This window comes from Marinibaculum pumilum (genome assembly GCF_042646425.1).
Lineage (GTDB): Bacteria > Pseudomonadota > Alphaproteobacteria > Ferrovibrionales > Ferrovibrionaceae > Marinibaculum > Marinibaculum pumilum.
Map to the genome: position 1 here is coordinate 667,784 of NZ_JBHRTR010000028.1, position 26,878 is coordinate 694,661.

Annotated in this window: 21 protein-coding genes; 10 read left to right on the forward strand and 11 right to left on the reverse strand. The window is 69.8% G+C overall.

Annotated features, from left to right (window positions below):
* Nucleotides 1-72 precede the first annotated feature (72 nt).
* Nucleotides 73-906, forward strand: coding sequence for an alpha/beta fold hydrolase (locus ACFOGJ_RS15690; RefSeq protein ID WP_379902044.1), 834 nt, complete (start codon nt 73-75; stop codon nt 904-906).
* An 11-nt stretch (nt 907-917) separates the two neighbouring features.
* On the opposite strand, the gene ACFOGJ_RS15695 is transcribed toward ACFOGJ_RS15690, so the two are convergent.
* On the reverse strand, nt 918-1,367 hold the full coding sequence (locus ACFOGJ_RS15695; RefSeq protein WP_379902046.1) for a VOC family protein: 450 nt from the start codon (nt 1,365-1,367) through the stop codon (nt 918-920).
* A 277-nt stretch (nt 1,368-1,644) separates the two neighbouring features.
* Here ACFOGJ_RS15695 and ACFOGJ_RS15700 point away from each other — a divergent pair, with 277 nt between their 5' ends.
* From ACFOGJ_RS15700 to ACFOGJ_RS15725, 6 genes are all read left to right on the forward strand, one after another.
* The gene (locus ACFOGJ_RS15700; protein ID WP_379902048.1) at nt 1,645-2,037 is read left to right on the forward strand and encodes an SMR family transporter; all 393 of its coding nucleotides are present in this window, start codon (nt 1,645-1,647) and stop codon (nt 2,035-2,037) included.
* A gap of 9 nt (nt 2,038-2,046) precedes the next feature.
* Nucleotides 2,047-3,222, forward strand: a complete 1,176-nt coding sequence (locus tag ACFOGJ_RS15705) for a DegT/DnrJ/EryC1/StrS family aminotransferase (RefSeq protein ID WP_379902050.1) — start codon at nt 2,047-2,049, stop codon at nt 3,220-3,222.
* A gap of 2 nt (nt 3,223-3,224) precedes the next feature.
* Nucleotides 3,225-4,277 (forward strand): glycosyltransferase, encoded by a 1,053-nt coding sequence (locus tag ACFOGJ_RS15710; protein WP_379902052.1) that lies wholly within the window; start codon nt 3,225-3,227, stop codon nt 4,275-4,277.
* Nucleotides 4,274-5,251: a formyltransferase gene (locus ACFOGJ_RS15715; RefSeq protein WP_379902054.1), complete on the forward strand. Its 978-nt coding sequence runs from the start codon at nt 4,274-4,276 to the stop codon at nt 5,249-5,251. Before ACFOGJ_RS15710 ends, ACFOGJ_RS15715 begins: the two co-directional genes overlap by 4 nt.
* Before the next feature lie 62 nt (nt 5,252-5,313).
* Complete coding sequence (locus ACFOGJ_RS15720) at nt 5,314-6,378, forward strand: bifunctional UDP-4-keto-pentose/UDP-xylose synthase (RefSeq protein WP_379902056.1); 1,065 nt, start codon at nt 5,314-5,316, stop codon at nt 6,376-6,378.
* 190 nt (nt 6,379-6,568) lie between these two features.
* Nucleotides 6,569-7,483: a polysaccharide deacetylase family protein gene (locus tag ACFOGJ_RS15725; protein WP_379902058.1), complete on the forward strand. Its 915-nt coding sequence runs from the start codon at nt 6,569-6,571 to the stop codon at nt 7,481-7,483.
* A gap of 1 nt (nt 7,484) precedes the next feature.
* On the opposite strand, the gene ACFOGJ_RS15730 is transcribed toward ACFOGJ_RS15725, so the two are convergent.
* The 4 genes from ACFOGJ_RS15730 to ACFOGJ_RS15745 all read right to left on the reverse strand — a co-directional run bounded on the left by ACFOGJ_RS15730 (nt 7,485) and on the right by ACFOGJ_RS15745 (nt 11,725).
* On the reverse strand, nt 7,485-8,369 hold the full coding sequence (locus ACFOGJ_RS15730; protein WP_379902060.1) for a M48 family metalloprotease: 885 nt from the start codon (nt 8,367-8,369) through the stop codon (nt 7,485-7,487).
* A gap of 96 nt (nt 8,370-8,465) precedes the next feature.
* A complete protein-coding gene (locus tag ACFOGJ_RS15735) occupies nt 8,466-10,259 on the reverse strand; it encodes an ArnT family glycosyltransferase (protein ID WP_379902062.1) in 1,794 nt (597 codons plus the stop codon).
* A gap of 93 nt (nt 10,260-10,352) precedes the next feature.
* The gene (locus tag ACFOGJ_RS15740) at nt 10,353-10,736 is read right to left on the reverse strand and encodes a DUF1499 domain-containing protein (RefSeq protein WP_379902064.1); all 384 of its coding nucleotides are present in this window, start codon (nt 10,734-10,736) and stop codon (nt 10,353-10,355) included.
* Nucleotides 10,737-10,876: 140 nt separating this feature from the next.
* The gene (locus tag ACFOGJ_RS15745; protein WP_379902066.1) at nt 10,877-11,725 is read right to left on the reverse strand and encodes a polyphosphate kinase 2 family protein; all 849 of its coding nucleotides are present in this window, start codon (nt 11,723-11,725) and stop codon (nt 10,877-10,879) included.
* A 215-nt stretch (nt 11,726-11,940) separates the two neighbouring features.
* On the opposite strand from ACFOGJ_RS15745, the gene ACFOGJ_RS15750 reads away from it, so the two are divergent.
* Complete coding sequence (locus ACFOGJ_RS15750; RefSeq protein WP_379902068.1) at nt 11,941-13,701, forward strand: CYTH and CHAD domain-containing protein; 1,761 nt, start codon at nt 11,941-11,943, stop codon at nt 13,699-13,701.
* 217 nt (nt 13,702-13,918) lie between these two features.
* Here the strand turns inward: ACFOGJ_RS15750 and ACFOGJ_RS15755 are convergent, their stop codons facing one another.
* Nucleotides 13,919-14,926 carry a glycosyltransferase family 4 protein gene (locus ACFOGJ_RS15755; protein WP_379902070.1) on the reverse strand — a complete coding sequence of 336 codons (1,008 nt, stop codon included), beginning with the start codon at nt 14,924-14,926 and terminating at the stop codon, nt 13,919-13,921.
* Nucleotides 14,927-14,944: 18 nt separating this feature from the next.
* Nucleotides 14,945-15,889, reverse strand: a complete 945-nt coding sequence (locus tag ACFOGJ_RS15760; protein WP_379902072.1) for a UDP-2,3-diacylglucosamine diphosphatase — start codon at nt 15,887-15,889, stop codon at nt 14,945-14,947.
* A 197-nt stretch (nt 15,890-16,086) separates the two neighbouring features.
* Between ACFOGJ_RS15760 and ACFOGJ_RS15765 the strand changes: the two genes are divergently transcribed.
* Nucleotides 16,087-17,079, forward strand: coding sequence for a diacylglycerol/lipid kinase family protein (locus ACFOGJ_RS15765; RefSeq protein ID WP_379902074.1), 993 nt, complete (start codon nt 16,087-16,089; stop codon nt 17,077-17,079).
* Between the two features lie 52 nt (nt 17,080-17,131).
* Here ACFOGJ_RS15765 and ACFOGJ_RS15770 read toward each other — a convergent pair whose 3' ends face one another.
* The 3 genes from ACFOGJ_RS15770 to ACFOGJ_RS15780 form a co-directional block, all read right to left on the reverse strand.
* Nucleotides 17,132-19,894 (reverse strand): bifunctional diguanylate cyclase/phosphodiesterase, encoded by a 2,763-nt coding sequence (locus tag ACFOGJ_RS15770; protein WP_379902076.1) that lies wholly within the window; start codon nt 19,892-19,894, stop codon nt 17,132-17,134.
* 143 nt (nt 19,895-20,037) lie between these two features.
* Entirely contained in the window at nt 20,038-20,481 is a 444-nt protein-coding gene (locus ACFOGJ_RS15775) for a tellurite resistance TerB family protein (RefSeq protein WP_379902078.1), read from the reverse strand.
* Between the two features lie 109 nt (nt 20,482-20,590).
* The gene (locus tag ACFOGJ_RS15780; RefSeq protein WP_379902080.1) at nt 20,591-23,458 is read right to left on the reverse strand and encodes an ATP-dependent DNA helicase; all 2,868 of its coding nucleotides are present in this window, start codon (nt 23,456-23,458) and stop codon (nt 20,591-20,593) included.
* Between the two features lie 173 nt (nt 23,459-23,631).
* On the opposite strand from ACFOGJ_RS15780, the gene ACFOGJ_RS15785 reads away from it, so the two are divergent.
* A complete protein-coding gene (locus ACFOGJ_RS15785; RefSeq protein WP_379902081.1) occupies nt 23,632-25,230 on the forward strand; it encodes a lysine--tRNA ligase in 1,599 nt (532 codons plus the stop codon).
* A gap of 208 nt (nt 25,231-25,438) precedes the next feature.
* Here the strand turns inward: ACFOGJ_RS15785 and ACFOGJ_RS15790 are convergent, their stop codons facing one another.
* Entirely contained in the window at nt 25,439-26,767 is a 1,329-nt protein-coding gene (locus ACFOGJ_RS15790; protein ID WP_379902083.1) for a PQQ-dependent sugar dehydrogenase, read from the reverse strand.
* Between the last annotated feature and the right edge of the window lie 111 nt (nt 26,768-26,878).

Consider the following 26,878-nt stretch of genomic DNA (forward strand, 5'->3'; position numbering starts at 1 on the left):
GGCGGCCGGGAAGGCCGGTCCCGTGCCAAGCCACCGGGTGCCGCCGGGGAAGATCGAGATGGAGCAATCGCCATGGCCCGGGAATCGCTGTTCGTCACCGCCGCCGGCCATGAAATGCATGTCTCCGCCTGGGGGCCGGAACGCGGCGAGGCTCTGGTCATGTGGCATGGCCTGGCCCGTACCGGGCGGGATTTCGACGAACTGGCCACGGCCCTTTCGGACCGCTACCGGGTGCTCTGTCCCGACACCATCGGCCGCGGTCTCAGCCAGTGGGCGCGGGATCGCGACCGCGACTATTGCCTGCAGGTTTATGCGGAGACGGCCCTGGCCATGCTGGATGCCTTCGGCGTGGAGCAGGCGCGCTGGATCGGCACCTCGATGGGCGGTCTGATCGGCATGACCCTGGCCGGCGGCCACGCCCGCAAGCGGATCAGCCACCTGCTGCTGAACGATATCGGCCCGGAACTGCCGCAGGCCGCCGCCGAGCGCATCGTCACCTATGTCGGCAATCCGCCGATCCTCGACACGATGCGGGAGCTGGAGGACTGGCTGCGCGCCGCCTATACCCCGTTCGGCCCGAATCCGGACAGCTTCTGGCGGCGCATGGCCACCACCTCCGCCCGCCGGCTCGACGACGGCCGGGTGACCCTGCACTACGACCCGAAGATCGTGAGCCAGTTCGCCGGCGATCCGGGCGAGTTCGACAACTGGGCCGCGTTCGAGGCGATCGACTGCCCGATCCTGCTGGTGCGCGGGGCGCAGTCCGACGTGCTGCCGAAGCCGGTCGCCGACGCCATGGTGGCGCGCAATGCCGCCTGCCGGATGACGGAGCTGGACGGCTACGGCCATGTCCCGCCGCTGAACACCGACGATCAGATCGCGATGGTGCGGGAGTTCCTGGACTGAGCGGGTGACCGCTAGAAGATCGTCCCCATCGGCTTCTCATACTCGCCCAGCATGACCTGCCCGCCGGACGGGTGGGTGACGCCGGCGAAGCGGCCGATGCCCGGCACCGCTGTCTTCGGAAAGCGCAGGGTGGCGCCGGCCTGTTCGGCCGCCGCCACCGCTTCGTCCAGGTCGGCGACCGCGAAATAGGTGTTCCATTGCGGGCTCTGCGGCCCTTCCGGCGGCATCTGCAGGACCCCGCCGACCGGCTGGCCGTGGGCAAGACCCAGGCGGTAGTCCACATCGGGGATGTCCAGCCGGCGGAACGTCCAGCCCAGGGTGGCGGTCAGGAAGGTGCAGGCGGCGTCCGGATCGGCAGTCACCAGTTCCACCCAGCCGGGCGCGCCTTCCACATTGCGGATATCCCCCTCCGGGTTCTCCACGAAGCCTTCCGAGATCCGCCGGGTGAAGTCGTTCGCCATGCCATGTCCTCCCCTGCCTGGCGTAAGCCCTCGTTCATGCCTCAGCGTCGGTCCCGAAAGAGCGGATAACTGGGCCATTCCTGGGCGGGATCGTGGCCGCCGTCGCCGCGAACCGCAACGCCGCCGGCCCGGTGGCCGGTTCGGCAAGATCCCGGGCGGATTGCGTTTTCGGGCAGGGCCACTATAAGCGCGGCCATCCGGACCGATCGGTGCCGGCCGACCCGGCCGTATCGATCCGCCCGCCCGACCCGCCCGAGCCGAGAAGGTCGCCGGACCCGTGACCGCCAGCCTGCAGCCTGCCTTCTGGACCAACATCGCCCTGGTGCTGCTGGGGGTGATGCTGAATGCCGGCGGCCAGCTGGCGCTGAAGCAGGGCGCCCGCATCCTGGGTCCGATCGCCCTGGCCCCGGGGGAGATCTGGGCCGCCGGCCTGTCCGCGGCGCTGAACCCCTATATCTGGCTGGGCCTGTTCTGCTACGTGATCAGCGTCGGCGTCTGGATCGTGGCGCTGAGCCGGGTCGATGTCAGCATCGCCTATCCGATGCTCAGCATCGGCTACATCGTTGCCGCGGTGGCGGCGGCGACCTGGTTCGGCGAGGACCTGAACCCGACACGCATCGCCGGCATCGCCGTGATCATCCTTGGTGTCGTCCTGATTTCCCGCAGCTGATGGCCTGACGTGACGGAAAGCTCCGACCTGCCCTTCCTGCCCTTCTCGCGCCCCAGCCTGTCGGCGGAGGCGATCGCCGAGGTGGTCGACTGCCTCGAATCGGGCTGGATCACCACCGGGCCGCGCACCGCCCGTTTCGAGGCGGCGCTGGCCGACTATCTGGGGGCGCCGCATGTCGCCTGCCTGTCCTCGGCCACCGCCGGCCTGCACCTGGCGCTGGCGGCGCTGGACCTGCAGCCAGGCGACGAGGTGATCACCACCCCGCTGACCTTTGCCGCCTCGCTGAACACCATCGTCCATGCCGGCGGCCGGCCGGTGCTGGCGGATATCGACCCGGCGACCCTGAACATCGACCTGGACGCGGTGGAAAAGGCGGTGGGGCCGAAGACCCGGGCGATCATGCCGGTGCATTTCGCCGGCCTGCCGGTGGACCTGGACCCGCTGTACGAGATGGCGCTGTCGCGCGGCATAAGGGTGATCGAGGATGCCGCCCATGCCATCGGCGCCGGCTATCGCGGCCGCCGGATCGGCAGCTTTGGCGACAGCCAGGTCTTCTCCTTCCATCCGAACAAGAACATGACGACGGGGGAGGGCGGCGCCGTCGCCACCACCGACCAGGCGCTGGCGCAGCGGATCGCGCGGCTGCGCTTCCACGGCATCGACCGGGAGGCGTTCAATCGCTTCACCAAGGCGGGCAGCCAGGAATACGACGTCGTCGCGCCGGGCTTCAAATTCAACATGCTGGACATGCAGGCGGCGCTCGGCCTGCACCAGCTGCCGGCGCTGGATGGCTTCAACGCCCGCCGCAAGGAACTGGCGATGCGCTACCGGGCCTGCCTGGCCGGCTGGCCGCAGCTGCGCCTGCAGGCGGTGCCGGACTATCCGCACGACCATGCCTGGCATCTGTTCGTCGTCGTGCTGGAGCCGGAGCGGGCCGGCATGGACCGCGCCGCCTTCATGGCGGCGATGAAGGCGCGGAACATCGGCACCGGCCTGCACTACCAGGCGGCGCACCTGTTCGCCTATTACCGCGAGCTGCTGGGCACCGGCCCCGGATCCTTCCCGCATGCCGAGGATGCCGGCGCCAATATCGTCAGCCTGCCGCTCTTTCCGGCGATGACGGAGGCGGAGCAGGACCGGGTGGTCGAGGCGATGGACGACATTTTCGCACGCGGGGCGCAGTGAGAATGGCCGCCGTCGAAGGCCCCGACCTGCCCGGGCATCTGCCCCCGGCCCGCCTGCCGCCGGCCAGCCGCGATATCTCCGTCGTCGTGCCGGTGTTCAACGAGGAGGAAAACCTGGCGCCGCTGAAGGGCCGGCTGCTGGCGGTGATGGACGGGCTGGGCCGGTCCTATGAGGTGATCTTCACCAACGACGGCTCCGCCGATGCCTCGGCAGCGATCCTGCGCGGCTTCGTGGACGAACGCCCGGACGTGGTGAGGGTGATCGACTTCGACCGCAACTACGGCCAGCACATGGCGATCATGGCGGCCTTCGAGCATTGCCGGGGCCGCACGATCGTCACCATCGACGCCGACCTGCAGAACCCGCCGGAGGAGATCCCGAAGCTGCTGGCGCTGACCGATGCCGGACATGATGCCGTGGGCGGCTATCGCGCGCTGCGCCAGGACAGCTTCTTCCGGCGCCATGCCTCGCGCGCGATCAACCGCATCCGGGCGGTGACCACGAACATCGCCATGCGCGACCAGGGCTGCATGCTGCGCGCCTATTCGCGCTCCGTCGTCGAGCGGATCGTGGCCTCGGGCGAGACCTCGACCTTCATCCCGGCGCTGGCGCAGTATTTCGCCGCCCGGCCGGCCGAGGTGGAGGTGGCGCATGCTGCCCGCGCCGCCGGGGAATCGAAGTACAACCTGTACAAGCTGATCCGCCTGAACTTCGACCTGATGACCGGCTTCAGCCTGGTGCCGCTGCAGGTCTTCACCCTGTTCGGCATGGCGGTGTCCGGCGCCTCGCTGCTGCTGGTCGCCTACCTGGCGCTGCGGCGGATCTTCATCGGGCCGGAGGCGGAAGGCCTCTTCACCCTGTTCGGCATCCTGTTCTTCCTGGTCGGCGTGGTGATCACCGGACTCGGCATCGTCGGCGAATATGTCGGCCGCATCTATGTCGAGGTGCGCCGCCGGCCGCGCTATTCCGTCCGCGCGCTGCACGACCGCACGGAGGAGGCCGGGCACCGCTGGACCGACCCGGAGGGGGCCGGTCCGGAGGAGGCGGGACCATGACCGGCCCGCGCATCGCCGCCTTCGCCTACAGTGCGGTCGGCCATGCCTGCGTCAAGGCGCTGATCGAGGCCGGTGCCGCGCCGGCCCTGGTGGTGACCCACGAGGACGATCCGGGGGAGACCCGCTGGTTCCCCTCGGTCGCGGAGCTGGCGCGGGCGCACGGCATCGCCACCGAGACGGCGGAGATCGCCCAGGGCCGCGCGGTGGAGCAGGCGCTGCAGGCGGCGGCGCCGGACCTGGTCCTGTCCTTCTACTATCGCCGCATGATCCCGATGCGTCTGTTGCGGACGGCGCAGCTGGGTGCCTTCAACATGCACGGCTCGCTGCTGCCCAGGTATCGCGGCCGGGCGCCGGTGAACTGGGCGGTGCTGCATGGCGAGAGCCGGACCGGCGTCACCCTGCACGAGATGGTCGGCCGCGCCGATGCGGGCCGGATCGTGGATACCGAGGCGGTGCCGATCGACCCTGACGAGACCGCCTACGAGGTGATGCAGAAACTGGTGCCGGCCGCCGTGACGGTGCTGACCCGGCAGCTGCCGGCGCTGCTGGCCGGCACCCCGCCGCTGCAGGTGCAGGACGAGGCGCAGGCCACCACCTTCGGCGGCCGCGGGCCGGAGGATGGCCGCATCGACTGGCGGCAGCCGGCGACCGCGGTGCACGACCTGGTCCGCGCCGTGGCGCCGCCCTTTCCCGGCGCCTTCAGCGACGTGCCGGCTGGGGAAGGTACGGATGAGGACGGTGGCCGCCGGCTGATGATCTGGAAGAGCATCCGACCGGCGCAGCACGAACTGCTGCCGGTGGAGGGCGCGCCCGGCCTGGTGCTTTCCACCAATCCGTTCCGCGTGGTAACCGGGGGCGGCATCCTGGAGGTCGCGGACTGGAGCTGGGCCGATGACGGCGACCCGCGGCCGCCTGCCGCCGGCACCGTGCTGCCCTCCCGCCGGCCGGCTGCCGCGCCCGGCGGCGGCGGCTGAGCGACCGTCCGATCACCCGCCGCGCGACGCGGCCACCACATTCCGAAAGGGCGCCTCGCCCCATGACCCTCAAGATCCTGATTCTCGGCGTCAACGGCTTCATCGGCAGCAATCTCAGCGAACATATCCTGGCCCACCGGGACTGGGAGATCTATGGCATGGACATCCAGTCCGACAAGCTGGGCGCCTGCCTGGAGCATCCGCGCTTCCACTTCGTGGAAGGCGATATCCTGATCAACCGGGAATGGATCGAGTACCACGTGAAGAAATGCGACCTGGTGATGCCGCTGGTCGCCATCGCCACGCCGGCCACCTATGTGGAACGGCCGCTGGACGTGTTCGAACTGGATTTCGAGGCCAATCTCGACGTCATCCGCTACTGCGTGCGCTACAAGAAGCGGGTTCTGTTCCCGTCCACCTCGGAAGTCTACGGCATGAGCGATGCCGCGGAGTTCGACGAGGAGGAGACCGCCCTGGTGATGGGGCCGATCCGCATGCAGCGCTGGATCTATGCCTGCTCCAAGCAGCTGCTGGACCGGGTGATCTATGCCTATGGCCAGCGCGACGGCCTGCCCTTCACCCTGTTCCGGCCGTTCAACTGGATCGGCCCGCGCCTGGACAATATCTGGGCGCCGAAGGAGGGATCGTCGCGGGTGCTGACCCAGTTCATCGGCAATATCATCCGCCGCTCCGACATCTACCTGGTCGACGGCGGCGCGCAGCGGCGCTGCTTCCTGTTCATCGATGATGCGGTGGACGCGCTGATGCGGCTGATCGAGAACAGGGACGGCTGCGCCGACGGCCAGATCTTCAACATCGGCAGCCCGAAGAACGAGCTTTCCATCAAAGCGCTGGCAGAGGAACTGATCGACCTGATCGCCGCCTATCCGGGGTTCGAGGATGTGCGCGACACGGTGAAGCTCGTGCCCGTGGAGGCGGAGGGCTATTACGGCAAGGGCTACCAGGACATCCAGGTCCGCGTGCCGTCCATCGCCCGTATCGGCGAACGCACCGGCTGGAAGCCGTCGACCCCGATCCGCGAGGCACTGACCCGCACCCTGGACTATTACCTGCTGGACAAGCACACCGCCGCCGCCCAGGCGCTGCTGGAGCGCGGGCAGGGGTAGGGGCGATGGCCGAGCTTCCTCGCGACGGTGAAGAGCCTCTTTTCCATCCGTCATCCTCGGGCTTGACCCGAGGATCCCAACTCTGGCGCTGCGGCGGCGCCGACCAGCCGCTTCGACGCTGCGTCGCGATCCTCGGGTCAAGCCCGAGGATGACGGCTGCTTATAAGGGGCGGTCGGCGGGTCTGCGCCGATGACCCGCCTCGCCCTCAAGGTCGATGTCGATACCGAGCGCGGCACCCGTCTCGGGGTGCCGGCGCTGGCCGACCTGCTGGAGAAACGGGGCGTGCAGGCGAGCTTCCTGTTCTCCCTGGGGCCGGACAATACCGGCCGCGCGATCCGGCGGGTGTTCCGCCGCGGCTTCGCCAGCAAGGTCGCGCGCACCTCCGTCGTGCAGACCTATGGACTGCGGACCCTGATGAACGGCGTGCTGCTGCCGGGACCGCATATCGCGCGGCGCCACGGCGCGACGATGCGGCACGTGGCGGCGCAGGGGCATCCGGTGGGCGTGCATTGCTGGGACCATGTGCGCTGGCAGGACCGGCTGCACGGCATGACGGCGGACAAGGTCGTCGCCGAATGGGACAAGGCGGCGGCCGCCTTCGCCGAGGTGTTCGGCGAAGCCCCGCGCGCGGCCGGCAGCGCCGGTTGGCAGGCCAATGCCCTGTCGCTCGCCGTCTACGACAGGGCCGGCCTGGCCTATGGCAGCGACAGCCGCGGCACCGCGCCGTTCCGGCCGTCGGCCGGCGGTCAGGTGTTCCGCACCGTCCAGATCCCCACCACCCTGCCCACCCTGGACGAGCTGATCGGCCGGCCGGAATTCCCCGACAGCGAGCTGCAGGGCGCCTATCGCCGCCTGATGCGACCAGACCGGCTGAACGTCTGGACCCTGCATGCGGAGCTGGAGGGCATGCGCTGGCGGGACTGGTTCGCCGCCACGATCGACGCGCTGCTGGCCGACGGGGTCCATTTCACCACCCTGGAGGCGGAGGCGGAGAGCCTGAACGCCGACCCGGCGGCGGTGCCGGTGGCGGCGCTGGAGCAGGGCGAGGTGGAGGGCCGCTCCGGCACCCTGGCGGTACAGGGGGCGGTCGCGGCGGCCGCCTGACCTATTCCTCGCGACGCTCCGGCACCGGTTCCTGCCCGCTGGCGCGCTGTGCCTTTATCTTCGCCATCACCGCATCGACCGTGGCGATGCGCTCCGGGCTGGAGGGATGGGTCGACCAGAAGCTGGCTGTCCCCGGCGGCGGCTTTTTGCCTTCTTCCACGCCCAGGCGGGCGAAGATGCGGGAGCCGGCGTCCGGATCGTAGCCCGCGCGCTCGGCGATATAGGCGCCCAGGGTGTCGGCTTCCAGCTCATAGGTCTGGCTGTAGGCGATCGCACCGCCGGCGGCGCCGATCGCCGCCCCGCCGCCGACCAGCTGTTCCATGGTCTGGCGGTTCACCTGCCGTCCGGACGACGCGGCGGCCATCACCACAAGGGCACCCAGCAGGGCCCCGCCAACCCCGGCCAGCGCGGTCTGGGTCTTCTTCTTATCGAGATGCCCGGCGATGTGGTGTCCGGCCTCGTGGCTCAGGACGAAGGCCAGTTCGTCGGGGGACTTCACCTTGTCGAGGAAGGCCAGGGTTGTGGTCAGCCGCGGCTGTCCGCCGACATAGGACTGATGGGCATTGGCCGAGGCCTTCGGGTTGCGGTCGATCACCAGGGCGAAATCGCAGTTCGTGCCGGGATCCGTCTCTGCCCGGCAGAACGCTTCCGCGACCGGCTCCACCCGCTTCGCGACCAGGGTGTAGAGGGCGATCTTCTGATCTGCGTCCATGCTGCCGGACTGTGCGGCAAGCGCGCGTTCGGCGGCGATCTCGGCATTGGCGCGGGCGATCGCCTGCTCGTCCAACGTCTCGACCTGGTAGGTCGTGCCGCATCCGGCCAGGACCGTCGCCTGCGCCACGCACAGGATCGCCACCCATGCGGTGGCCTTTCGAGCATTGACCATGAAACGGGCACCCCCCTTCGCATGCCGGACCACCCGTAAAGCATGCGGAAAGGCAGGGAGATTGCAACCATCGGCAGTCGTGCCCGGCCCTCCGGATCAGCCTTCCGGGGGCGGCTGGTTGCTGTAGAGCAGGAAGTTGCCGCCCTCGCCCAGTTCGTAGACCGGCGCCAGGCCGGAGCGTTCCAGGTGGCTGGTATAGTCCTTGCGCAGCACCAGCAGGATGCGCTGCGGGCCGGCCCAGATCTCCTCGAACCGGGGCTGGTCGATCAGCCAGCCGGAATAGTCCTCGTTCTGCAGGAAATGCTCCAGCTCGCCGTGATAGCCGACCACGGTCAGCCGCCGGTTCAGCCAGACCGGCAGGTCCTCGAAATAATTGTGGTAGACCACGACCCGGTCGCCCGGCCGTTCCTGGGCCAGCACCAGCTCCGCCACCTGTTTCGTGGAGCGTTCGTCCACCCCGCCGGCGATGAAATTGGCGGACACCAGCAGCGGCAGCCAGGCAAGGCCGAGCGCATAGAGCGCCAGCCGGCCGGAGGACCCGCTGCCCGAGGGGTCGTTGACCGGCCGGCCGCGGCGCAGCAGGAAGACGGCCGCCGCGCCGCCGGCCAGCAGGGCGGCGGCGGCGATCCAGACGGCAAAGCCGCCCTCCGCCATCTGCCGGGCCTGCAGCCGAAGGAAATGCGGCGCCGCCCCGGCATGGCCCATCAATGCCAGCAGCGGCGCGATAAGGCCGCCGACCAGGAAGGCGATTGCCGTCACCCAGAGGCCGGGCCGGATCCAGGGTACCGTCGTGCCGGCCGCGAAACGCGCCACCGGCCGTGCCGCCAGCAGGGCGAGCGGCGGGAAGAGCGGCAGGATGTAGGGAATCAGCTTCGACGAGCTGGCGGAAAAGAACAGCAGGACCACGAGCACAGCGATGGCCAGGAACAGGGTGCCGCCACCGGCGCCGTCACGCGACACCGCCTCCCGCCGCTGCCGCCACCAGGCGCCGATGTCCCGCCAGGCCGCCGGCAGGAGCGGCGTCCAGGGCAGGGCGCCCACCGCCAGCACGGCGAGGAAGAACCAGGGTGGCTCGTAGCGGTGATGCTCCCGGGTCAGGAAGCGCTCGAAATGCTCGCGCACGAAATAGAAGTCGAAAAAGGCCGGGTGCTCGATCGTCATCGCCACATGCCAGGGCGCCGCGACCAGAAGGAAGATCACGATCCCGGCCGGCAGTTCGGCCGTGCGCAGCAGCCGCCAGCGCCCGGTCGCCGCCAGCCAGAGCAGCACGGTCAGGCCGATGAGCACGGCCGCCACCAGGCCCTTCGTCATTACCGCCAGGGCGGCGAACAGGTAGAGCGACCAGAGCACCAGCCGCCGCGGCCAGCCCGGGCGCATGTCGATGCCGGCGATGAAGGCGAGCAGGCTGGCGGCGGTGAACACGCCCAGGGTCAGGTCCAGCGACAGGAAGCGGCTGGTGACGTAGTAGAGCAGGGCCGTCCCCAGCAGGCCGGTGCCCCAGAGCGCCGTCCGCCGGTCGAAGAGCGCCCGCCCGGCGGCGTAGGTGGCGCAGAGCCCGAAGGTGGCGACCAGCAGCGGTGCCAGGCGCAGGCCGAACGGCGACAGGCCGAAGGCCCAGGCGCCGGCGGCCTCCAGCCAGTAGAACAGCGGCGGCTTGTAGAGGTACTGCACGCCGTTGACCCGCGGCGTCAGCCAGTCGCCGCTGGCCAGCATCTCCGCGGCGATGCTGGCATAGCGGCCCTCGTCCGGATTGGCGTAGGGCCGGCCGCCCAGGGCGAGCAGGAAGAAGCCGCCGCCGACCAGGGCGACGACCAGCAGGTCCAGCCAGAAGCGGTGCGGCAGCCGCCAGGGCGAAGGCGGCGCCGCGGACTGGAAATCGGTGTCAGGCAAGGAGGTTCTCGGTCTCGGTTGATGGGGCGGGCCCGGTATGCGGTCGGACGGGCCCGGGACCCGGCGGGCGCCCGAACGGTCCGGCGACCCTTGCTATGCCTGGGCCAGATTGGCGAGCCAGAGGTCGACCCGCTTCCGGTTCACCCCGAAATCCAGATGGCCATAGACCGATCTTGAGTAGATCGCCAGTGTCGACCTTGCCTCATCCACCGGGATCACCTGGACGGTCACGATATCGGGAAAGCGGAACAGGGCGGAGCGCTGCACGAACTCCATCGCCTGGCCGTCGCCGCTCTGTTCCCGCAGTTCGGTGCGGGGCTGTGCCAGCGCCATGGCGCGGAATGCCTCCGCCAGTTCGACGGCCGGCATCGGGAATTGCGGGACCGAGCGGTGCGGCCGGGCGCTGCTGAAGCCGGACGGTGCGGCCAGGAACTGGTTCGGCTTGTTCGGCTGGTCGAGGGTGGCGAGATCGAGCATGGGTCCTCCTGGTTCTGCCCGGCTGCCGGTCCCGACGGCCTGCCTGCGGCACGCCGCCCCCGGGAAACCTGCCGCCGCGGGCATGGATCTGCGGCTCTTCCTCCATCCTTGCCGGTCCGGTTGCGATGCCGGGCGGCGTTCTATTCGCTGTCGTCCGGGATGCTGTCGCCGGCGATCCCGGCGGCGGCGGCCAGCGCACGCAGCCGGTCGTCGAGCGGTGGCGGCGTCAGGTCGACATCCTTCTCCAGAGCCTCGCAGATCGCCTGCAGGCTGGCGACCCGGCCGAACCACTTGTATTCGCCGGACAGGACCAGCCAGGGCCGTTCGGGCGGGCTGCAGCGATCGAGCATCTCCTCATAGGCGTCGATATAGGCGCCGCGGTACTGCCGGGCCAGGAAATCGGCCTCCGTCAGCTTCCAGCGCTTGCGCGGTTTCGACAGCCGCTCCGCCAGGCGCTGCAGCTGCTCCTCGGCGGAGACGTGGAGAAGGATCTTCACCACCCTGACATCCTCCGCCTGCAGGGTCGCCTCGAAGGCATTGATCTCGTCATAGGCGCGCTCCCAGGCGGCCGGCGGGATCAGGCCCTCGACCCGTTCCACCAGCACCCGGCCGTACCAGGAGCGGTCGAAGATGGTCAGGGTGCCGGGGCTCGGCAGGCGCATCCAGAACCGGTGCAGGAAGGGCATCTCCTGCTCCAGGATGTTGGGCGCCCCGATCGGCCAGACCTTCAGGAAGCGCGGGTCGAGCATGCTGGTCAGCCGCCGCACCGCACCGCCCTTGCCGGCAGCGTCCCAGCCCTCGAATGCGACCACGGCCCGATAGCCGCGGACCAGATAGGCCTGCTGCACCGTCAGCAGGCGCTTCTGCAGCTCCTTGATCGCCTTCTCGTATTCCTCCGAATCGGCCATGCGGGCGGTCAGGTCCACAGCGGCCAGGCGGCCGATTCGGCACGCGGCCTTCAGGTGGTCGGCGACATCGCCATTGCTCATGCCTGCACTCCCTGCGCCGCAGCGGGACGATCCAGCCGCATGGCTGGAATCGTTGTCATGGACCTTGTCGAACAGATCGCTCGTCGCGAAATCGTTTTCATGATTGCCTGTGCAACGATGAGGGCAAAGCGCAATTCCTGCGCCCTCTTGCCGAATGTTTCGCCTAGTGACGAAACGGACTGGTGCCACTGAAATGTTGCGAATATGTTTCGGCCATGTCGACAAGCGTTGTACCGGCCGCTGCCGCCAGCCCCGCGCCACCGCCACTGCCTGAGGGGCAGGAACGGGAACTCAAGCTCGCCGTCCCACCGGCGGCGGCGGAGCATGTCCGCCGGTCGCGCCCTGTGCGGCTGCTGAAGCGGGGGCGCGCCCTGACCCGCCAGCTGCGCAGCGTCTATTTCGATACCCCAGACCTCCGCCTGCGCGACAACGGCATGTCGCTGCGGGTCCGGCATATCGGCACGCGCCGGGTGCAGACGGTGAAGTCCGCCGCGGACCACAGTCTGGGCCTGTCGGTGCGGCGGGAATGGGAATGCGATATCGATGGCGACACGCCGGACCTGGCGGCGATCGGCGATACCGACCTGCGGGATGCGCTGGAGCACCTGCTGGCCAAGCGCCAGCTGCAGCCGATGTTCGAGAGCGATATCCGGCGCACCGCCTGGCAGCTTCATCCGCCGGCCGGCGGCTGCGTGGAACTGGCGCTCGACATCGGCACCCTGACCTCGGGGGATCGCAGGGAGCCGGTCCATGAAGTGGAGCTGGAGCTGAAAGAGGGCGATATTGGCGCGATCTTCGACATCGCGACGGAACTGGCCGCCACCATTCCGTTCGCCTTCGAAAGCCGCAGCAAGGCCGATCGCGGCTTCGCCCTGGCCAGCACGGCGCCCCCGGCCTGGGTGAAGGCGAAGGCAGTCGCCCTGGCGCCGGCGATGACGGTGCAGGAGGCGTTCGTCACGGTCGCCGGCACCTGCCTGGCGCAGGCGGAGGCGAACGAGGCGGCGGCGCTGGATGGCCGCGATCCGGAAGGCGTGCACCAGCTGCGGGTCGCCTGCCGGCGCCTGCGCTCCGCCTTCTCCCTGTTCCGGCCGGTCCTGCCGCCGGACCATGTTGCCCTGGCGGCGGAGATCAAATGGTTCGCGGGCGAACTGGGCGATGCCCGCGACTGGGACGTCTTTCTGGCGGAGACCCTGGCGCCGCTGTCCGCCGCGCTGCCTGGCGAACTGGACCTGGAAGGGCTTCGTCAGGCCGGCGAGCGCCGTCGTGCCCGTGGCTATGACCGGGTGCGGGCCGCGATCGGCTCGGCGCGCTACACCAGGGCGAAGCTCGACCTGCGGCGCTGGCTGGCGGATCGCAACTGGCACCGCAACGTGGATGCGGATGCGGCGCGGCTCCTGTTCGCGCCGGTGACGGAGCTGGCAGACCATTTGCTGGAGCGTCGGGCGCGCAAGATGCACAAGCTGGGCCGGCGTCTGGAAAGCCTCGCCCTGCCCGAACTGCACGAGCTGCGCATCCGTGGCAAGAAGCTGCGCTATGCCACCGAGTTCTTCGCCAGCCTGTACGAGGACCGCCGGGCGAAGCCCTATACGGCTGCACTGGCGAAGCTGCAGGACGTGCTCGGCGTACTGAACGATTCCGTGGTCGCGCACAGCCTGGTGCAGCAGGCCGCAGCGGCGGAAGGCGCGGAGGCCGGCACCTGGCATGCCCGTGTCGACGGCATCGTCACCGGCTGGTGCGCGGCGCAGGCGCAGGCCCGCCTGTCGAAGCTGCAGAAGCAGTGGCAGGACTTCGCCATACGGAAGCGGTTCTGGCAGAAGCATCCGTCGGCGGTCTATGCCGCGGCCCTGGAGCGGCGGCGCCAGGTGCCTTTGCTCCCCGCCCCGCCGCAGTCGGTGGCGGAGGAGGGGCCGGCGATCCAGCTGCCGCCGCCTGCCGTCCGCGACAATGCAGCGGACGACGAGGCGGGCGAGGACTAGAACGGTCCCATCTTTGATAGAAACGTTGTCGTTCTCGGGCTTGACCCGAGAACCCATTCCGCATGCCGTTCAGATATCTCACGGCTGGCGGAATGGATCCCGGATCAAGTCCGGGATGACCATCGTGGTCGGGTGACCGCTTCCACCCGAGTTGGGAACGCTTTAGGACGTCAGCAGGCGCCCGCCGCATTGGCCGGCGGCATTGTCGAACCGATCCCTATCTGAAGGGGGCCAGGGCGCTGAAGAACTGGTCGGCGCTGCGCCGCCAGGAACGCTGCAGGGCGAAGGCGCGGCAGGCCTCGGCGGGGATGCCGAGCGCGGCCCGCGCCGCCGCGCCCAGGTCCCGGTCCAGGCGCCCGATCGGCGCGTCGGCGATGACGTCCAGCGGCCCGGTGACCGGGAAGGCGGCGACCGGCACGCCGCTGGCCAGGGCCTCCAGCATCACCAGGCCGAAAGTGTCGGTCAGGCTGGGAAAGACGAAGACATCGCCGGCGGCATAATGGCGGGCCAGATCCTCGCCGTATTTCGGGCCGACGAAGCAGGCATCGGGATAGTCGCGGCGCAGTTGCTCCAGCTGCGGGCCGCCGCCCACCACCAGCTTGCTGCCCTCCAGGTCGAGGTCCAGGAAGGCGCGGATGTTCTTCTCCACGGCGACCCGGCCGACATAGAGCCAGATCGGCCGCTTCAGGCCCAGGAAGTCCCGTTCGGCCTGTGGCCGCGGCCGGAACAGGTCGACATCGACGCCGCGCCCCCATTCGACCAGGTTGCCGAAGCCCCGGTCCTGCAGCTCGCTGCGCAGGGTCGGGGTCGCCACCATGGTGCGCACGGCACTGCTGTGGAAGCCGCGGACCATGCGATAGGTCGGCGCCAGGGTCAGCGGCAGCCGCGCGGCGACATATTCCGGGAAGCGGGTGTGATAGGCGGTGGTGAAGGGATAGCCCCGCCGCCGGCAGTACCGCCAGGCGGCAAAGCCGACCGGCCCCTCGGTGGCGATGTGGATGGCCTGTGGCGCCGCCTCGTCCAGCAGGCGCGACAGCCGCCGGTAGGGCAGCAGGGCGATGCGGATCTCCGGATAGGTCGGCAGGGGCACCGTCCGGAAGCCCTCATGCGAGAGGATCGTGATATCGTGCCCGTCCTGCCGCAGCAGGCCGGTGACCGTGTCCAGGGTGCGGACGACGCCGTTCACCTGGGGGTACCAGGCATCGGTCACCAGGGCGAGATGCATCGGCACTGCGCCCCGCCCTCAGAACAGGCCGAACAGCTTCGACAGGCGGCCGCCATCGGTGCCGACCGGGGCCCCGACCGGTTCCTTCTCCCGCTCGTCGCCCCCGTCGGCCGGCGCGGCCGCGCGGCCGCGTCTCGACGGCGCCCTGCTCCGCGGCTGCAGGGCGCCACTGGCGGCCAGCAGCGGCAGCGGGTTGCCGACCAGGCCGCCGCGGATCTCGGTCCAGCGCAGGATCTCCAGGCGCCCGTCGAAATGCTCCACCAGGGCGGTGCAGCTCTCCACCCAGTCGCCGTCGTTGCAGTACAGGATGCCGTCGATGTCGCGGATCTCGGCGTGGTGGATATGACCGCAGACCACCCCGTCGGCGCCGGCGCGGCGCGCTTCTTCCGACACCGCGACCTCGTAGTTCGAGATGTATTCGACCGCGTTCTTGACCTTGTGCTTCAGGTACGCCGAAAGCGACCAGTAGGGCAGGCCCAACCGGTTGCGGACATGGTTCAGCCAGGTGTTCGCCGTCAGCGCCATGTTGTAGGCGGTGTCCCCCAGGAAGGCGAGCCACTTGGCATAGCGCACGATGCCGTCGAACTGGTCGCCATGCATCACCAGCAGGCGCCGGCCGTCGGCAAGCTGGTGGATGTCGTGCGCCTTCAGGGCGACGCCGCCGAACTGCATGTCGACATAGTCGCGCAGGGCTTCGTCGTGGTTGCCGGGCACGTAGATCACCTTCGTGCCCTTGCGGGCCTTGCGCAGCAGCTTCTGGATCACATCGTTATGGTCCTGGTGCCAGTACCAGGAGCGCTTCAGCCGCCAGCCGTCGACGATATCCCCGACCAGGAACAGCGTTTCGCTTTCAGTGAACTTGAGGAATTCCAGAAGGAAATCGGCCTTGCAGCCACGGGTGCCCAGATGCACGTCCGATATCCAGATCGTGCGGTAGCGCTGCGGCCAGTGTGCGACGTTCATCGCGGGGCCCTGCCGGCAGGTAACGACATCCGAATCTCTGGATGATTTCAGTTGCGGCCGGAGTGTATGTAGTGTTCGTCAATGTTCACGTGAATCTTTTGTGAAAAGCGAAGGCAAATGTTCCTTGAACCACGGAGCTATTGTATGCGCAGTGTCATGTCGCACCGGCCAGACCGTCACGAGGGACCGCCCGGAGGATGACCGCCCGTCCCGCACCGGCAGGCCCCCGCCCCGCCGTCACCAGCCCCGCCGTCACCCGGCCGGCCCCGCCCGCTGCCGCTCCGGAAGCGCCGCTTGATGCCCGCCGCATCCTGGTGATCCACAACCCCACCGCCGGCTGGCGCCGGCCGCAGCTGCTGCGGGATCTGGTGTCCGCCTTGCGTGCGGCGGGCCGTGAGGTGGAGGTGATGCCCACCGCGCATCCCGGCCATGCGGTGGAGCTGGCATTGGCGGCAAGCGGCCAGGGATGGGATCTCGTCGTGGCCGCGGGCGGCGACGGCACCATCAACGAAGTGCTGAACGGTCTCTACGGCAGCAACCTCCCGCTGGCGCTCTGCCCCCTTGGCACGGCGAACGTTCTCGCGCATGAGATCGGCCTGCGGCCGGATGCGGACCGCCTGGCGGCCGCGATCCTGGCCGGGCGGACCGCTGCCGTGGCGGTCGGCTGGTGCAACGGACAGGGCATTGCCGACCGCGCCTTCGTGCAGATGCTGGGTGTCGGCTTCGATGCGCAGGTCGTGGCCGATGTCTCCCGCGGGCTGAAGCGGCGCCTGGGTCGCTGGGCCTATGTGCTGATGTCGCTGCGCGCGGCCCTGCGCTACCACTACCCGGAGTTCGAGGTGCGGCTGGACGGGGTGGCGCATCGCGCCTGCTCGGTGATCGTTGCGAACGGGCGCCACTATGGCGGCCCCTATGTCTCGGCCCCGGCAGCCGACCTGCGACGGCCGGAGCTGCAGGTCTGCCTGTTCCATCGCGGCGGCCCGCTGTACGTCGCGCGCTACGGGCTGGCCCTGCTGACCGGCCGGCTGTCGCGGCTGCGCGATGTCTCGATCCATGCCGCCACCGGGATCGAGATCAAGGCGCCGGCGGGAGAACCGGTCCAGGGCGATGGCGACACTTTCGGCAGCACGCCGGTCTCGGTCGGGGTGCGGGCGGGGCGCCAGCTGCTGGTGGTGCCCGAGGGCAACTGAGACAGGGACAGCTGAGACAGGGACAGCTGGTCCCGGGACGCGGTGCGGACGGCTATTGCGCGGCGAGAGACGCCGTGGTGACGGCCATTGCCTCCCGGTCTTCGGCGAAGGCCAGGGCGTCCTGCAGCGCCAGGGGACGGCAGAAATAGTAGCCCTGGGCGAACTCGCATTGCTGCTGCTGCAGGTGGCGCATCTGCGCCTCGTTCTCGACGCCTTCCGCGATCGCCTCCATCCGCAGGCTCTTTGCCATCGACAGGATGGAGCTGACAAGCTGCCGGCTCTCCTCGTTCTCCAGCATGTTGGCCACGAAGGAGCGGTCCACCTTCAGGTAGTCCACCGGGAAGTTCTGCAGGTAGACCAGCGAGGAATAGCCGGTGCCGAAATCGTCCACCGCGATCTTGGCGCCGCTGCCGCGCACCAGGTCGAACATCCGGCGGGTATTGGTATCGCCGGACATCATCAGGCTCTCGGTGATCTCGAACAGGAAGCGGTCCAGCGGCACCTCGCCCTGCGCCCGCAGACTGGCCAGCAGTTCCACCAGGCTTTCGTCCTGGAACTGGCGCACCGACAGGTTGACGGCGAGGTGCAGTTCCGGACGGGCACCCAGCAGCGGCCCGAGGTCGCGCGCCGCCTGCAGGATGGCGTCGGCGCTGATGCGGTTGATCAGGCCGGTCTCCTCCGCAACCTCCACGAAGCGGCCGGGGGCCAGCACGCCGTCGGTCGGGTGATGCCAGCGCAACAGCGCCTCGAAACCGGCCAGTTCGCCGCGCGCCAGGTCCACGATCGGCTGGTAGTGGAAGACGAACTGCCCGGTCCCCAGAGCCGCCCGCATGTCGACCTCGATGCGCTGGCGCTCCGCCGCCGCGGCATCCATCTCCGGCGTGAAGAAGCAGTACCGGTTCTTGCCGTCGGCCTTCGCCGCGTACATCGACATGTCCGCCTTCTTCAGCAGGGCGGTGACGTCGTCCCGCTCCGAGGGGAAGAGGACGATGCCGATGCTGGCCGACAGGTGGCACAGATGATGGTCCACCGAATAGGGTTCCGCGACGGCGGTCAGGATACGGCGGGCCATGTTGCGGGCGTCGATCTCGCTGCTGACACGCGGCAGCATCACCACGAATTCGTCGCCGCCCAGCCGCGCCACCCCGTCGCGGGAGCGCACGCAAGCGCTCAGCCGGTCGGACACCTGGATCAGCAGCTGGTCGCCGATCGCGTGGCCGCGCGTGTCGTTGATCCACTTGAAGCCGTCCAGGTCGATGTAGAGCAGCGCGCCGCTTTCGCCTTCCTCCCGGGCGGCAATCATCATCTCGCTCAGGCGTCGCTTGAACAGCGATCGGTTCGGCAGGTGGGTCAGCGGATCGTAGTCGCTGCGCCAGCGGATCGCTTCCTCCGCCCGCAGCTCGGCGCTGACATCCAGGAAGCTCCAGATCCGGCCGGTCACCGCGCCGCGTGCATCCACCAGGGCCTTGACCGTGCATTCCACGCGCCGGGCGTCGCGCAGGTGCAGAACCTCCCGGCGGGTGCCGGCGGTCAGCGTCTCGCATTCCTCCGCCAGCCGCCGGATCTCGCAGGGTTCCGCCAGCATCGCGGCGATCCGGTCCAGCATCGTCTCGATCCGCTGCCCGGCGGTCAGCAGTCCGTGCAGGCGCCAGACATTCTCGATCTGCCGGTTGAAGTAGCGCAGATTGCCCTCGTCATCGACGATCGCGACGCCCTGCAGGGAGCTGTCCTGCTGTGCGGCCAGCAGCATGTTCTGGAACCGCATGCGGGCCATCGCCTGTGCCCGTCGGCCGATCTGCCGTGCCGCGGCGGCGATCGCCAGCAGGGCGGTCAGCAGCACCGCCGCCGACAGCGCCAGGTAGGGCCACATCCGGCCCAGCCAGGTCGCGGTCACCCAGCCCGGCGGAGCGCCGACCAGGATCAGGGTGCGGAAGGCGGAGCTCAGATCGTAGGCCAGCGAGCCGTCCGCCGGGAGGACCGGACGGTCCGGCAGGTCGCGCCCGGCGCCGCCGCCGACCCGCCAATGGGTGTCGGCGAAGTCCCGGGCGGTCCGTCCCAGGACTTCGGCATCCGCGGGATAGGTCGCCAGGATCACGCCGTCGTCGCGCAGCATGGTGGCAGTGACGATGCGCCGCAGATCGGATTCGGCGATGGCGGAGGTCAGGGCCGGCAGCCAGATCCTGGCCTCGATGAAGCCCAGCAGGCTGCCGTCGCCGGCAAGGATGCGCCGTACCAGCGGCAGCTGCCAGCCGCCGAGCAGTGGGTCGTGGACCGGCGGCAGGAGGTCGACGCCCTGGGCAGGGGCCTCTTCCAGAAGGGCCATGCGGTCGCCGGCGTCGCGCGGTGGCATGAGCATGCCCTGCGTGCCCGCCAGCACCTCTCCCTCCGTGGTGATCACGGACAGTCCGGCAAGGCTGGGCCGTCCGGCAAGCAGTTCGGTGCTGCGTTCCCAGGCGCGGCGGACGAAGGCGGCCTCGGCCGACGGTGGCAGGCCGGTGCCCAGGATCTGCCGGGCGAGGCGCCGCTCCTGCAGGATCGGGGCGAGGCTGCCGGCCAGGCTGACGGTGAGGCCCTGGGTGGCATGCAGAATGACGTCGTTGCGGATCTGCTGGCGATGGGCAAGTTCGGCGAGGTGGCTCATCGCCTGATCCTCGTCCAGCCGGTAGCTCTGCCAGAACAGTCCGGCCAGCACCAGTGCCACAAGCAGCCAGACGCCGACGCCGAGCGCCAGGGCCCGCACGCCCGGTCTCATCAGGGCATGGTCCGTCGGCGTCGTGCTGCGCAGGTCGAGAAGCGGCGAGGCGAAGCTGCTCATGGTCGCGTTTGATCCCGGGTCCAGGGTCAGGATCCTAAGCGCCGCATCCCTTACGAGCGGTTAATACGGCCCCCTGCAACTGTCCCGCGATCCGCTTTCCAGGCCTTCGGCGCCTGCGCCTGAGCCCTGGCAGCCGGTCTGGGTCATTCGTGCGCGAAGCGGACCCGGGTGCCCCATTCGATGGCGGCAGCATGCAGGCGGCTGACGTTGAGCTTGTCCCGCAGCATCTCCAGCCAGCGCAGTTCCTCCTGGGTCGCCACCCCGTCCGCGGCAACCACGTCGCAGGCCAACGCGTAGGCGGTCTCCGTCAGCTGGCCGGGCAGGGCGTGGTCGATGATGCTGAGCACCTCGTCCAGTCCGTCCTCATTCTCCAGCAGGTCGGTGCAGGTGCTGATCGCACCGCGGGCGGTCTCGCCCGTCAGGTCCTTGAAGACCGGCAGCATGTCGACGAGGTCGGCGATCGTCTTGACCTCGTCCTCTTTCAGGTCGCCGTCGGCCACAGCCGCAACCACCATGACATAGACCATCGCCGTCTGTGCGGAGACCACGGGCTCGATGATTTCGCTCGGCGAACTCTTGGCGGACATGCGCGACCTGCTCCCGCTTGTTTGGCGTGCCGGCGGACGATAGGGGGCGGGGGCGCCGGCCGCAAGGCCGGTCACTCCTCTTTCCGGCAACGGCGCCCTTCTGCCGGCCTCAGTCGCCAGCCTGCATGCCGGCGGTGGCACCGCCGCAGAAGCCGCGCACCGCCTCCACCGCGTCGGCCAGGCCCATCCGGTCGACCGGCGCCTGCGGCGGGAACGCGTCGAGCAGGCGGCTCGGCATCATCGGGTCCAGCATCACGAACACACCCCGGTCGCCGCCGCTGCGCAGCAGGCGGCCGAACGCCTGACGCAGGCGCAGCCGGGTCAGCATGTCGTCGTACTGGCGGCCGCCGAAGCGGGCGCGGCGCGCCTTGTGCACCAGGTCGGGCCGCGGCCAGGGCACCCGGTCGAAGACGATCAGGCGCAGGGAATCGCCGGGCACGTCGACCCCGTCACGCATCGCGTCCGTGCCCAGCAGGCAGGCATTGCGCTCCGCCCGGAAGACCTCCACCAGGGTGGCATTGTCCAGCGGGTCGACATGCTGGGCATGCAGGTCCAGGCCCTCCGCGGCCAGTGCGGGCGCCAGGCCGCGATGCACCGCCCGCAGCCGCCAGATCGCGGTGAACAGGCCGAGCGCACCGCCGCCCGCCGCGGCGAACAGCGCGCGATAGGCGCCGGTCACCTGCGGGACATTGTCGCGCCGGACATCCGTCACGACCAGGATCCGGCTTCGCGCGGCATAGTCGAAGGGGGAGGGGCAGGCGAAGCGCAGCGCAGGCTGCGGCATGTGCAGGGCGCCGGTCCGCATCGCCGCGGCATGCCAGCCGGCGTCGTATTCGGGTTCGTCCTCCGTGTCGTCCTCCGTCAACGCCTCGCGGCTGCTGTCGCGCAGGCTGGCGGAGGTGATCAGTGCCCCGTGGCAGCGCTTCAGCACGGCCTCGGCAAAGGGCAGGCTGGGATCGACCCAGTGGCGGCGATAGCCGATATCCATCTCCCGCCCGCCCTCCCGGTCCAGCGCGAAGAGGTCGACATAGGGGCTGTCGCCGGCAATGCCGGATGGGTGGGCGTCGCCGGGCCGGGGGGCGGCATCGGCCTGCAGGTCCGCCAGCATGCTGCGCCAGGCCTGCACCAGGTCGGCGCGGCGCAGCAGGCCGCGGGCCGCGGCATCCATGCGGATCCGGCTGTTACTGTCCAGGTCGTCCGCCTCGTCCTCCAGCCGTTCCTCCAGCCGTTGCGCCAGGGTCTTCAGCGGTGCCAGCAGGGCCTCCACCGCGACCTCGAAGCCGCGTGCGGCCTCCGCCACCTCGGGGTCGGGCGGGCGCACCGGCGATTCCAGGCCCCAGGGGGAATCCGGATCGGCGCTGCGGGCCAGCACCTGGCGGCGCATCGCGGCGAAAAACCGCTCCGCAGGGCCCTGCGGCAGGCCTTCCGGCAGCCGCACGGTCCAGCCCGGCGCCGGCAGGCCGCCGGCAGCCTGCAGGGCGTCGCGCATCGCCGACTCGGATTCCGCATCGGCGGCCAGCAGGTCGCCGATCCGCCGCTCCAGGCCGCGGGCACGGCTGCGGCGCCCGCCCTCCGGCCCGCGCAGCCAGCGCCGCATGTCCGCCGTCTCCTGTGCCGAGAGATGCACGGTGAAGGCGCCGTCGGCGGCGTCGAAGACGTGATGGCCCTCGTCGAACACCACACGCAGCGGCCGGTCTGCCGGCTGCGTGCCATAGACCGCCTGGTGCATCACCAGGGCATGGTTGGCGATCACGAACTCCGCCTGCCGGGCATCGCGCACGACATGCTCGATGAAGCAGCGGCGATAGTGCGGACAGGCGGAATAGACGCATTCGCCGCGGCGGTCGGCGAGCTGCAGGGTGCGGGCGGTGCCGAACAGCCCGACCAGCCAGGCGGGGAAATCGCCGCCGACCATGTCGCCGTCGCGGGTCGCCTGCGCCCAGCGGGTCATCAGGCCCAGCACGACAGCATCGCCGGCCCGCGGCACGCCGCCCTGGCCCGCCTCCTGCAGGTTCAGCAGGCAGAGATAGTTCTCGCGCCCCTTGCGCACCACGGCCCGCGGCGGTGGCCGGCCCGCCGCCTCCGCGCGGCGCACCAGTTCCGATTCCACCTGGCGCTGCAGGTTCTTGGTGTAGGTCGACAGCCAGACGGTGCCCCCGTTCTTCTCTACCCAGACGGTGGCCGGGGCGACATAGCCCAGGGTCTTGCCGGTGCCGGTGCCGGCCTCCGCCAGCACCAGCTGCGGGGCGCCGGCCTCCCGTCGCGGCGCGAACGCCTGGGCGACACGCCCGGCAAAGGCGACCTGCTGCGGCCGTGCCTCCGCCGTGCCGCCCAGCAGTTCCCGCAGCCTGGCCTGCGCCTCCGCGGCGCTGACCGGTTGCGAATCCGGTGGCGGCAGGGGCGCCTGGTCGACCCATTCCGGCAGGGTTTCCCAGATGTCGAAGCCGCCGGCCGGGCCCGGTCGCGCCGGCGGCTCGCCCAGCCGGGCCAGCACCGCGGCGCCCCATGGCCAGCCGGCCCGCGCCATGGTCATCGCCAGCGCCGCCAGTCGCGGCCGGTCGGGCAGGTCGGCCAGTTCGTCCAGCAGGATGGCGGCGGCCCGCCGCAGCGCCAGCGCCGCTTCCGCCGCGCCGGCCGGTGCCTCCTGCCCCGTCACCTCCGCCATGCCCGCAGGGGTCGGGCGGCAGAAGGCGGCCGGCCGCACGAAGGCGAACAGCTCCAGCAGGTCCAGCGCCGCGAAGGGCTTGGCGTTCAGCCGTGCCGCGGTGACCGGCAGGTGGCAGAGGATCGGCGGCGTGGCGGCCGCACGCCGGGCCGCGTCGCCGGCAGACAGCAGTGCGGCATCGCCGGCACCGGGTGCCAGCCAGGCGGTGCGGTCATGGGCCGCGACCAGGACCGGCCGCGCGGCGGGATCCGCCGCCACTGCCGGGAGACTGGCCGCCGCAGTGCCGCTGCCGCTTTCAATTGATTCTTCCACCTGCGATGCCTAGTTTCCCGCACCCGGTCGCGCGTGGCACGACCTTCGGCCGTTCGGCCGTTCCGATCAACAGGCCCGTGACCGGGACGGTCGACTCTTATCCGTCGATCCCGTCCACCCGTATATGGCGGCAGGCCCAGGCAACGGCATCGCCCATCGAGAGCGACAGTGCAATGACCACCAACCCGGCAGCGACGGCAAAGGCATGGCCCTTCGAAGAGGCGCGCCGCCTGCTGAAACGGATCGACAACCGGGTGCCGGAGAAGGGCTATGTGCTGTTCGAGACCGGCTACGGCCCTTCCGGCCTGCCGCATATCGGCACCTTCGGCGAGGTCGCCCGCACCTCCATGGTGCGCCGCGCCTTCCAGGAACTGAGCGACATTCCCACCCGCCTGTTCGCCTTTTCCGACGACATGGACGGCTTGCGCAAGGTGCCCGACAACGTGCCGAACCGGGAGATGCTGGCCGAACACCTGCACAAGCCGCTGACCCGGGTGCCGGACCCGTTTGGCAAGTTCGAGAGCTTCGGGCATCACAACAACGCCATGCTGCGGCGCTTCCTGGACAGCTTCGACTTCGAGTACGAGTTCCAGTCCGCCACCGACTGGTACACGTCCGGCCGCTTCGACCAGGTGCTGCTGACGGTCCTGGCGAACTACGACCGGGTGATGGAGATCATGCTGCCCAGCCTGCGCGAGGAGCGGGCTTCCACCTACAGCCCGTTCCTGCCGGTCTGTCCGAAGACCGGCCATGTCCTGCAGGTGCCGGTGCTGGAACGCAACCCGGATGCCGGCACCATCGTCTACGAGGATGTCGACGGGTCGAAGGTCGAGACCCCGGTCACCGGGGGCGCCTGCAAGCTGCAGTGGAAGGCCGACTGGGCGGCCCGCTGGGTGGCCCTGCAGGTCGACTATGAGATGTCGGGCAAGGACCTGATCGATTCCGTGAAGCTGTCCAGCCGCATCGCCCAGGCATTGGGCGGCCGGCCGCCGGAAAGCTACACCTACGAGCTGTTCCTGGACGACCAGGGGCGCAAGATCTCGAAGTCGAAGGGCAATGGCCTGACCATCGACGAATGGCTGACCTATGCCTCGCCGGAAAGCCTGTCGCTGTTCATGTACCAGAAGCCCCGGCAGGGAAAGCGGCTCTACTTCGACGTGATCCCGAAGGCGGTCGACGACTACCTCACCTTCCTGCAGAAGTTCCCGGAGGAGGACGCGGCGGCGCAGATCGAGAACCCGGTCTGGCACATCCATGCCGGCAGCCCGCCCAGGGCCGAGGTGCCGATCAGCTTCGCGCTGCTGCTGAACCTGGCGGGCGCCTGCAATACCGACGACCCGGCCGTGCTGTGGGGCTTCATCAGCCGCTATGCCCATGGCGCCACGCCGGAGGCGCATCCCGCGTTGGACCATCTGGTGCGCTACGCCCTGGCCTATTACCGCGACTTCGTGGTGCCGACGAAGACCTACCGCGCGCCGACCGATGTCGAGCGCACGGGCATGGAGCGCCTGCGCGCCTGGCTGCACGACCATGCGGGCGAGACGGATGCGGAGACGATCCAGAACGAGGTCTATGCGATCGGCAAGGAGCTGGAGTTCGAGCCGCTGCGCGACTGGTTCAAGGCGCTGTACGAGGTGCTGTTCGGCCAGAGCGCCGGCCCGCGCATGGGCTCCTTCGTCGCCCTCTACGGCACGAAGGAGACCGCCGACATGATCGATCGTGCGCTGGAGGGGGATTTCCTGGCACCGGAGGGGGAGACGGGCGCGGCGTAGGCGGGCAGCAGCCAAGCCGGGCGGCCTCATCGCCGTCATTCCATGGCTTGACCATGGAATCCATTCCGCAGGCCTGGCGGTGTCGTAGCGCTTGCGGAATGGATCCTCGCCTCGAGGGCGAGGATGACAGGGACAGCCTGACCAGAACCTTTGTGGATCCCGCAGGGCTTGAGCCGGGAGCCGTGCCGCTGGCGAAGCGATCAGGCCTCTATTCCGCCGGCGCCACCCGCCAGATGACATTGCCGACATCGTCGGCGACCAGCAGGGCGCCGTCGGCGGCGAAGGCGGTGCCGACCGGGCGGCCCATCGCCTCGCCATCCGCGTTCAGGAAGCCGGTCAGCACGTCGACCGGCCGGCCCGCGGGGCGACCCGCCTCGAACGGCACGAAGATCACCTTGTAGCCGCTCGGCGGCTCCCGGTTCCAGGAGCCGTGCAGGCCGATCCAGGTGCCGGTGCGGAACGGGGCTGGGAAGGCCGCATCCGCCGCATAGGCCAGGCCAAGCGCGGCGGTATGCGGTCCCAGCGCATAGTCGGGCTTCACCGCCTTCGCCACCAGGTCGGGGCGCTGCGGCTCCACCCGTTCGTCGACATGGTCGCCGAAATAGCTGTAGGGCCAGCCGTAGAAGGCGCCGTCGCGCACCGAGGTCATGTAGTCGGGCACCAGGTCGCTGCCCAGCTCGTCGCGCTCGTTGACGGTGGTCCACAGGACGGGGCCGTCGGCGGGCGTGGGGATCCAGGCCAGGCCGTTCGGGTTGCGCAGCCCGCCGGCGAAGACCCGCCCATCGCCGGTGGCCCGGTGCACCTGCCAGATCGCCGCGCGGCCCTCTTCGCTCTCCATGCCGTTCTCGCCGACATTGCTGTTGGAGCCGACGGTGACGTACAGGAAGCGGCCGTCGGGCCCGGCGATCACGTTGCGGGTCCAGTGCCGGTTCGGCGCCTGGGCGGGCAGGGCCATGACGGTTTCCGGCGCCGTGTCGATGCGGGTCTCGCCGTCCCTGTAGGGCACCCGCACCAGCGCATCGGTATTGGCGATGTAGAGACTGTCCTCGACCAGGGCCATGCCGAAAGGCGAGGTCAGGCCGTCCAGCATGACCGACCGTTCGTCCGCGACGCCGTCGCCGTCGCCGTCGCGCAGCAGGGTGATGCGGTCGGCGCTGGGCACGCCGGCGCCAGCGGCGTCCATCACCATGCCCTCGATCCAGGCGATCAGCCCGCCGCCTTCGCGTGGCTGGGCGTTGCTCTCCGCTACCAGCACGTCGCCGTTGGGCAGCAGGTAGAGCCAGCGCGGATGATCGAGGCCGGCGGCGAAGGCATTGACGGCCAGGCCCTCGGCCGCCACCGGCCGCGCATCGGCGGGCCAGCCGATCGCCTCGGCGATGTTCACGGTGGGGATCAGTCCGCCGCCGGGCGGCGGCAGTTCCGGGTCCGGGCCGGTGCCGGCCGATACCGGCAGTTCCGCCTCTTCGCAGGCGGCGAGGAACGGTAGCAGCAGTGCCGCCAGGATAAGCCGGTGGCTGGGTCGCCCTTGCGGGAACATGGCGGATCTCCTGTCCGTAGAAGGCATGAAGGGGAAATGGGTGCGGCAGGCAGGACAGGCAAACCTGCCCAATTCGTTTGCATGTTTGCGTATGCAGACGATCCGCGGCAC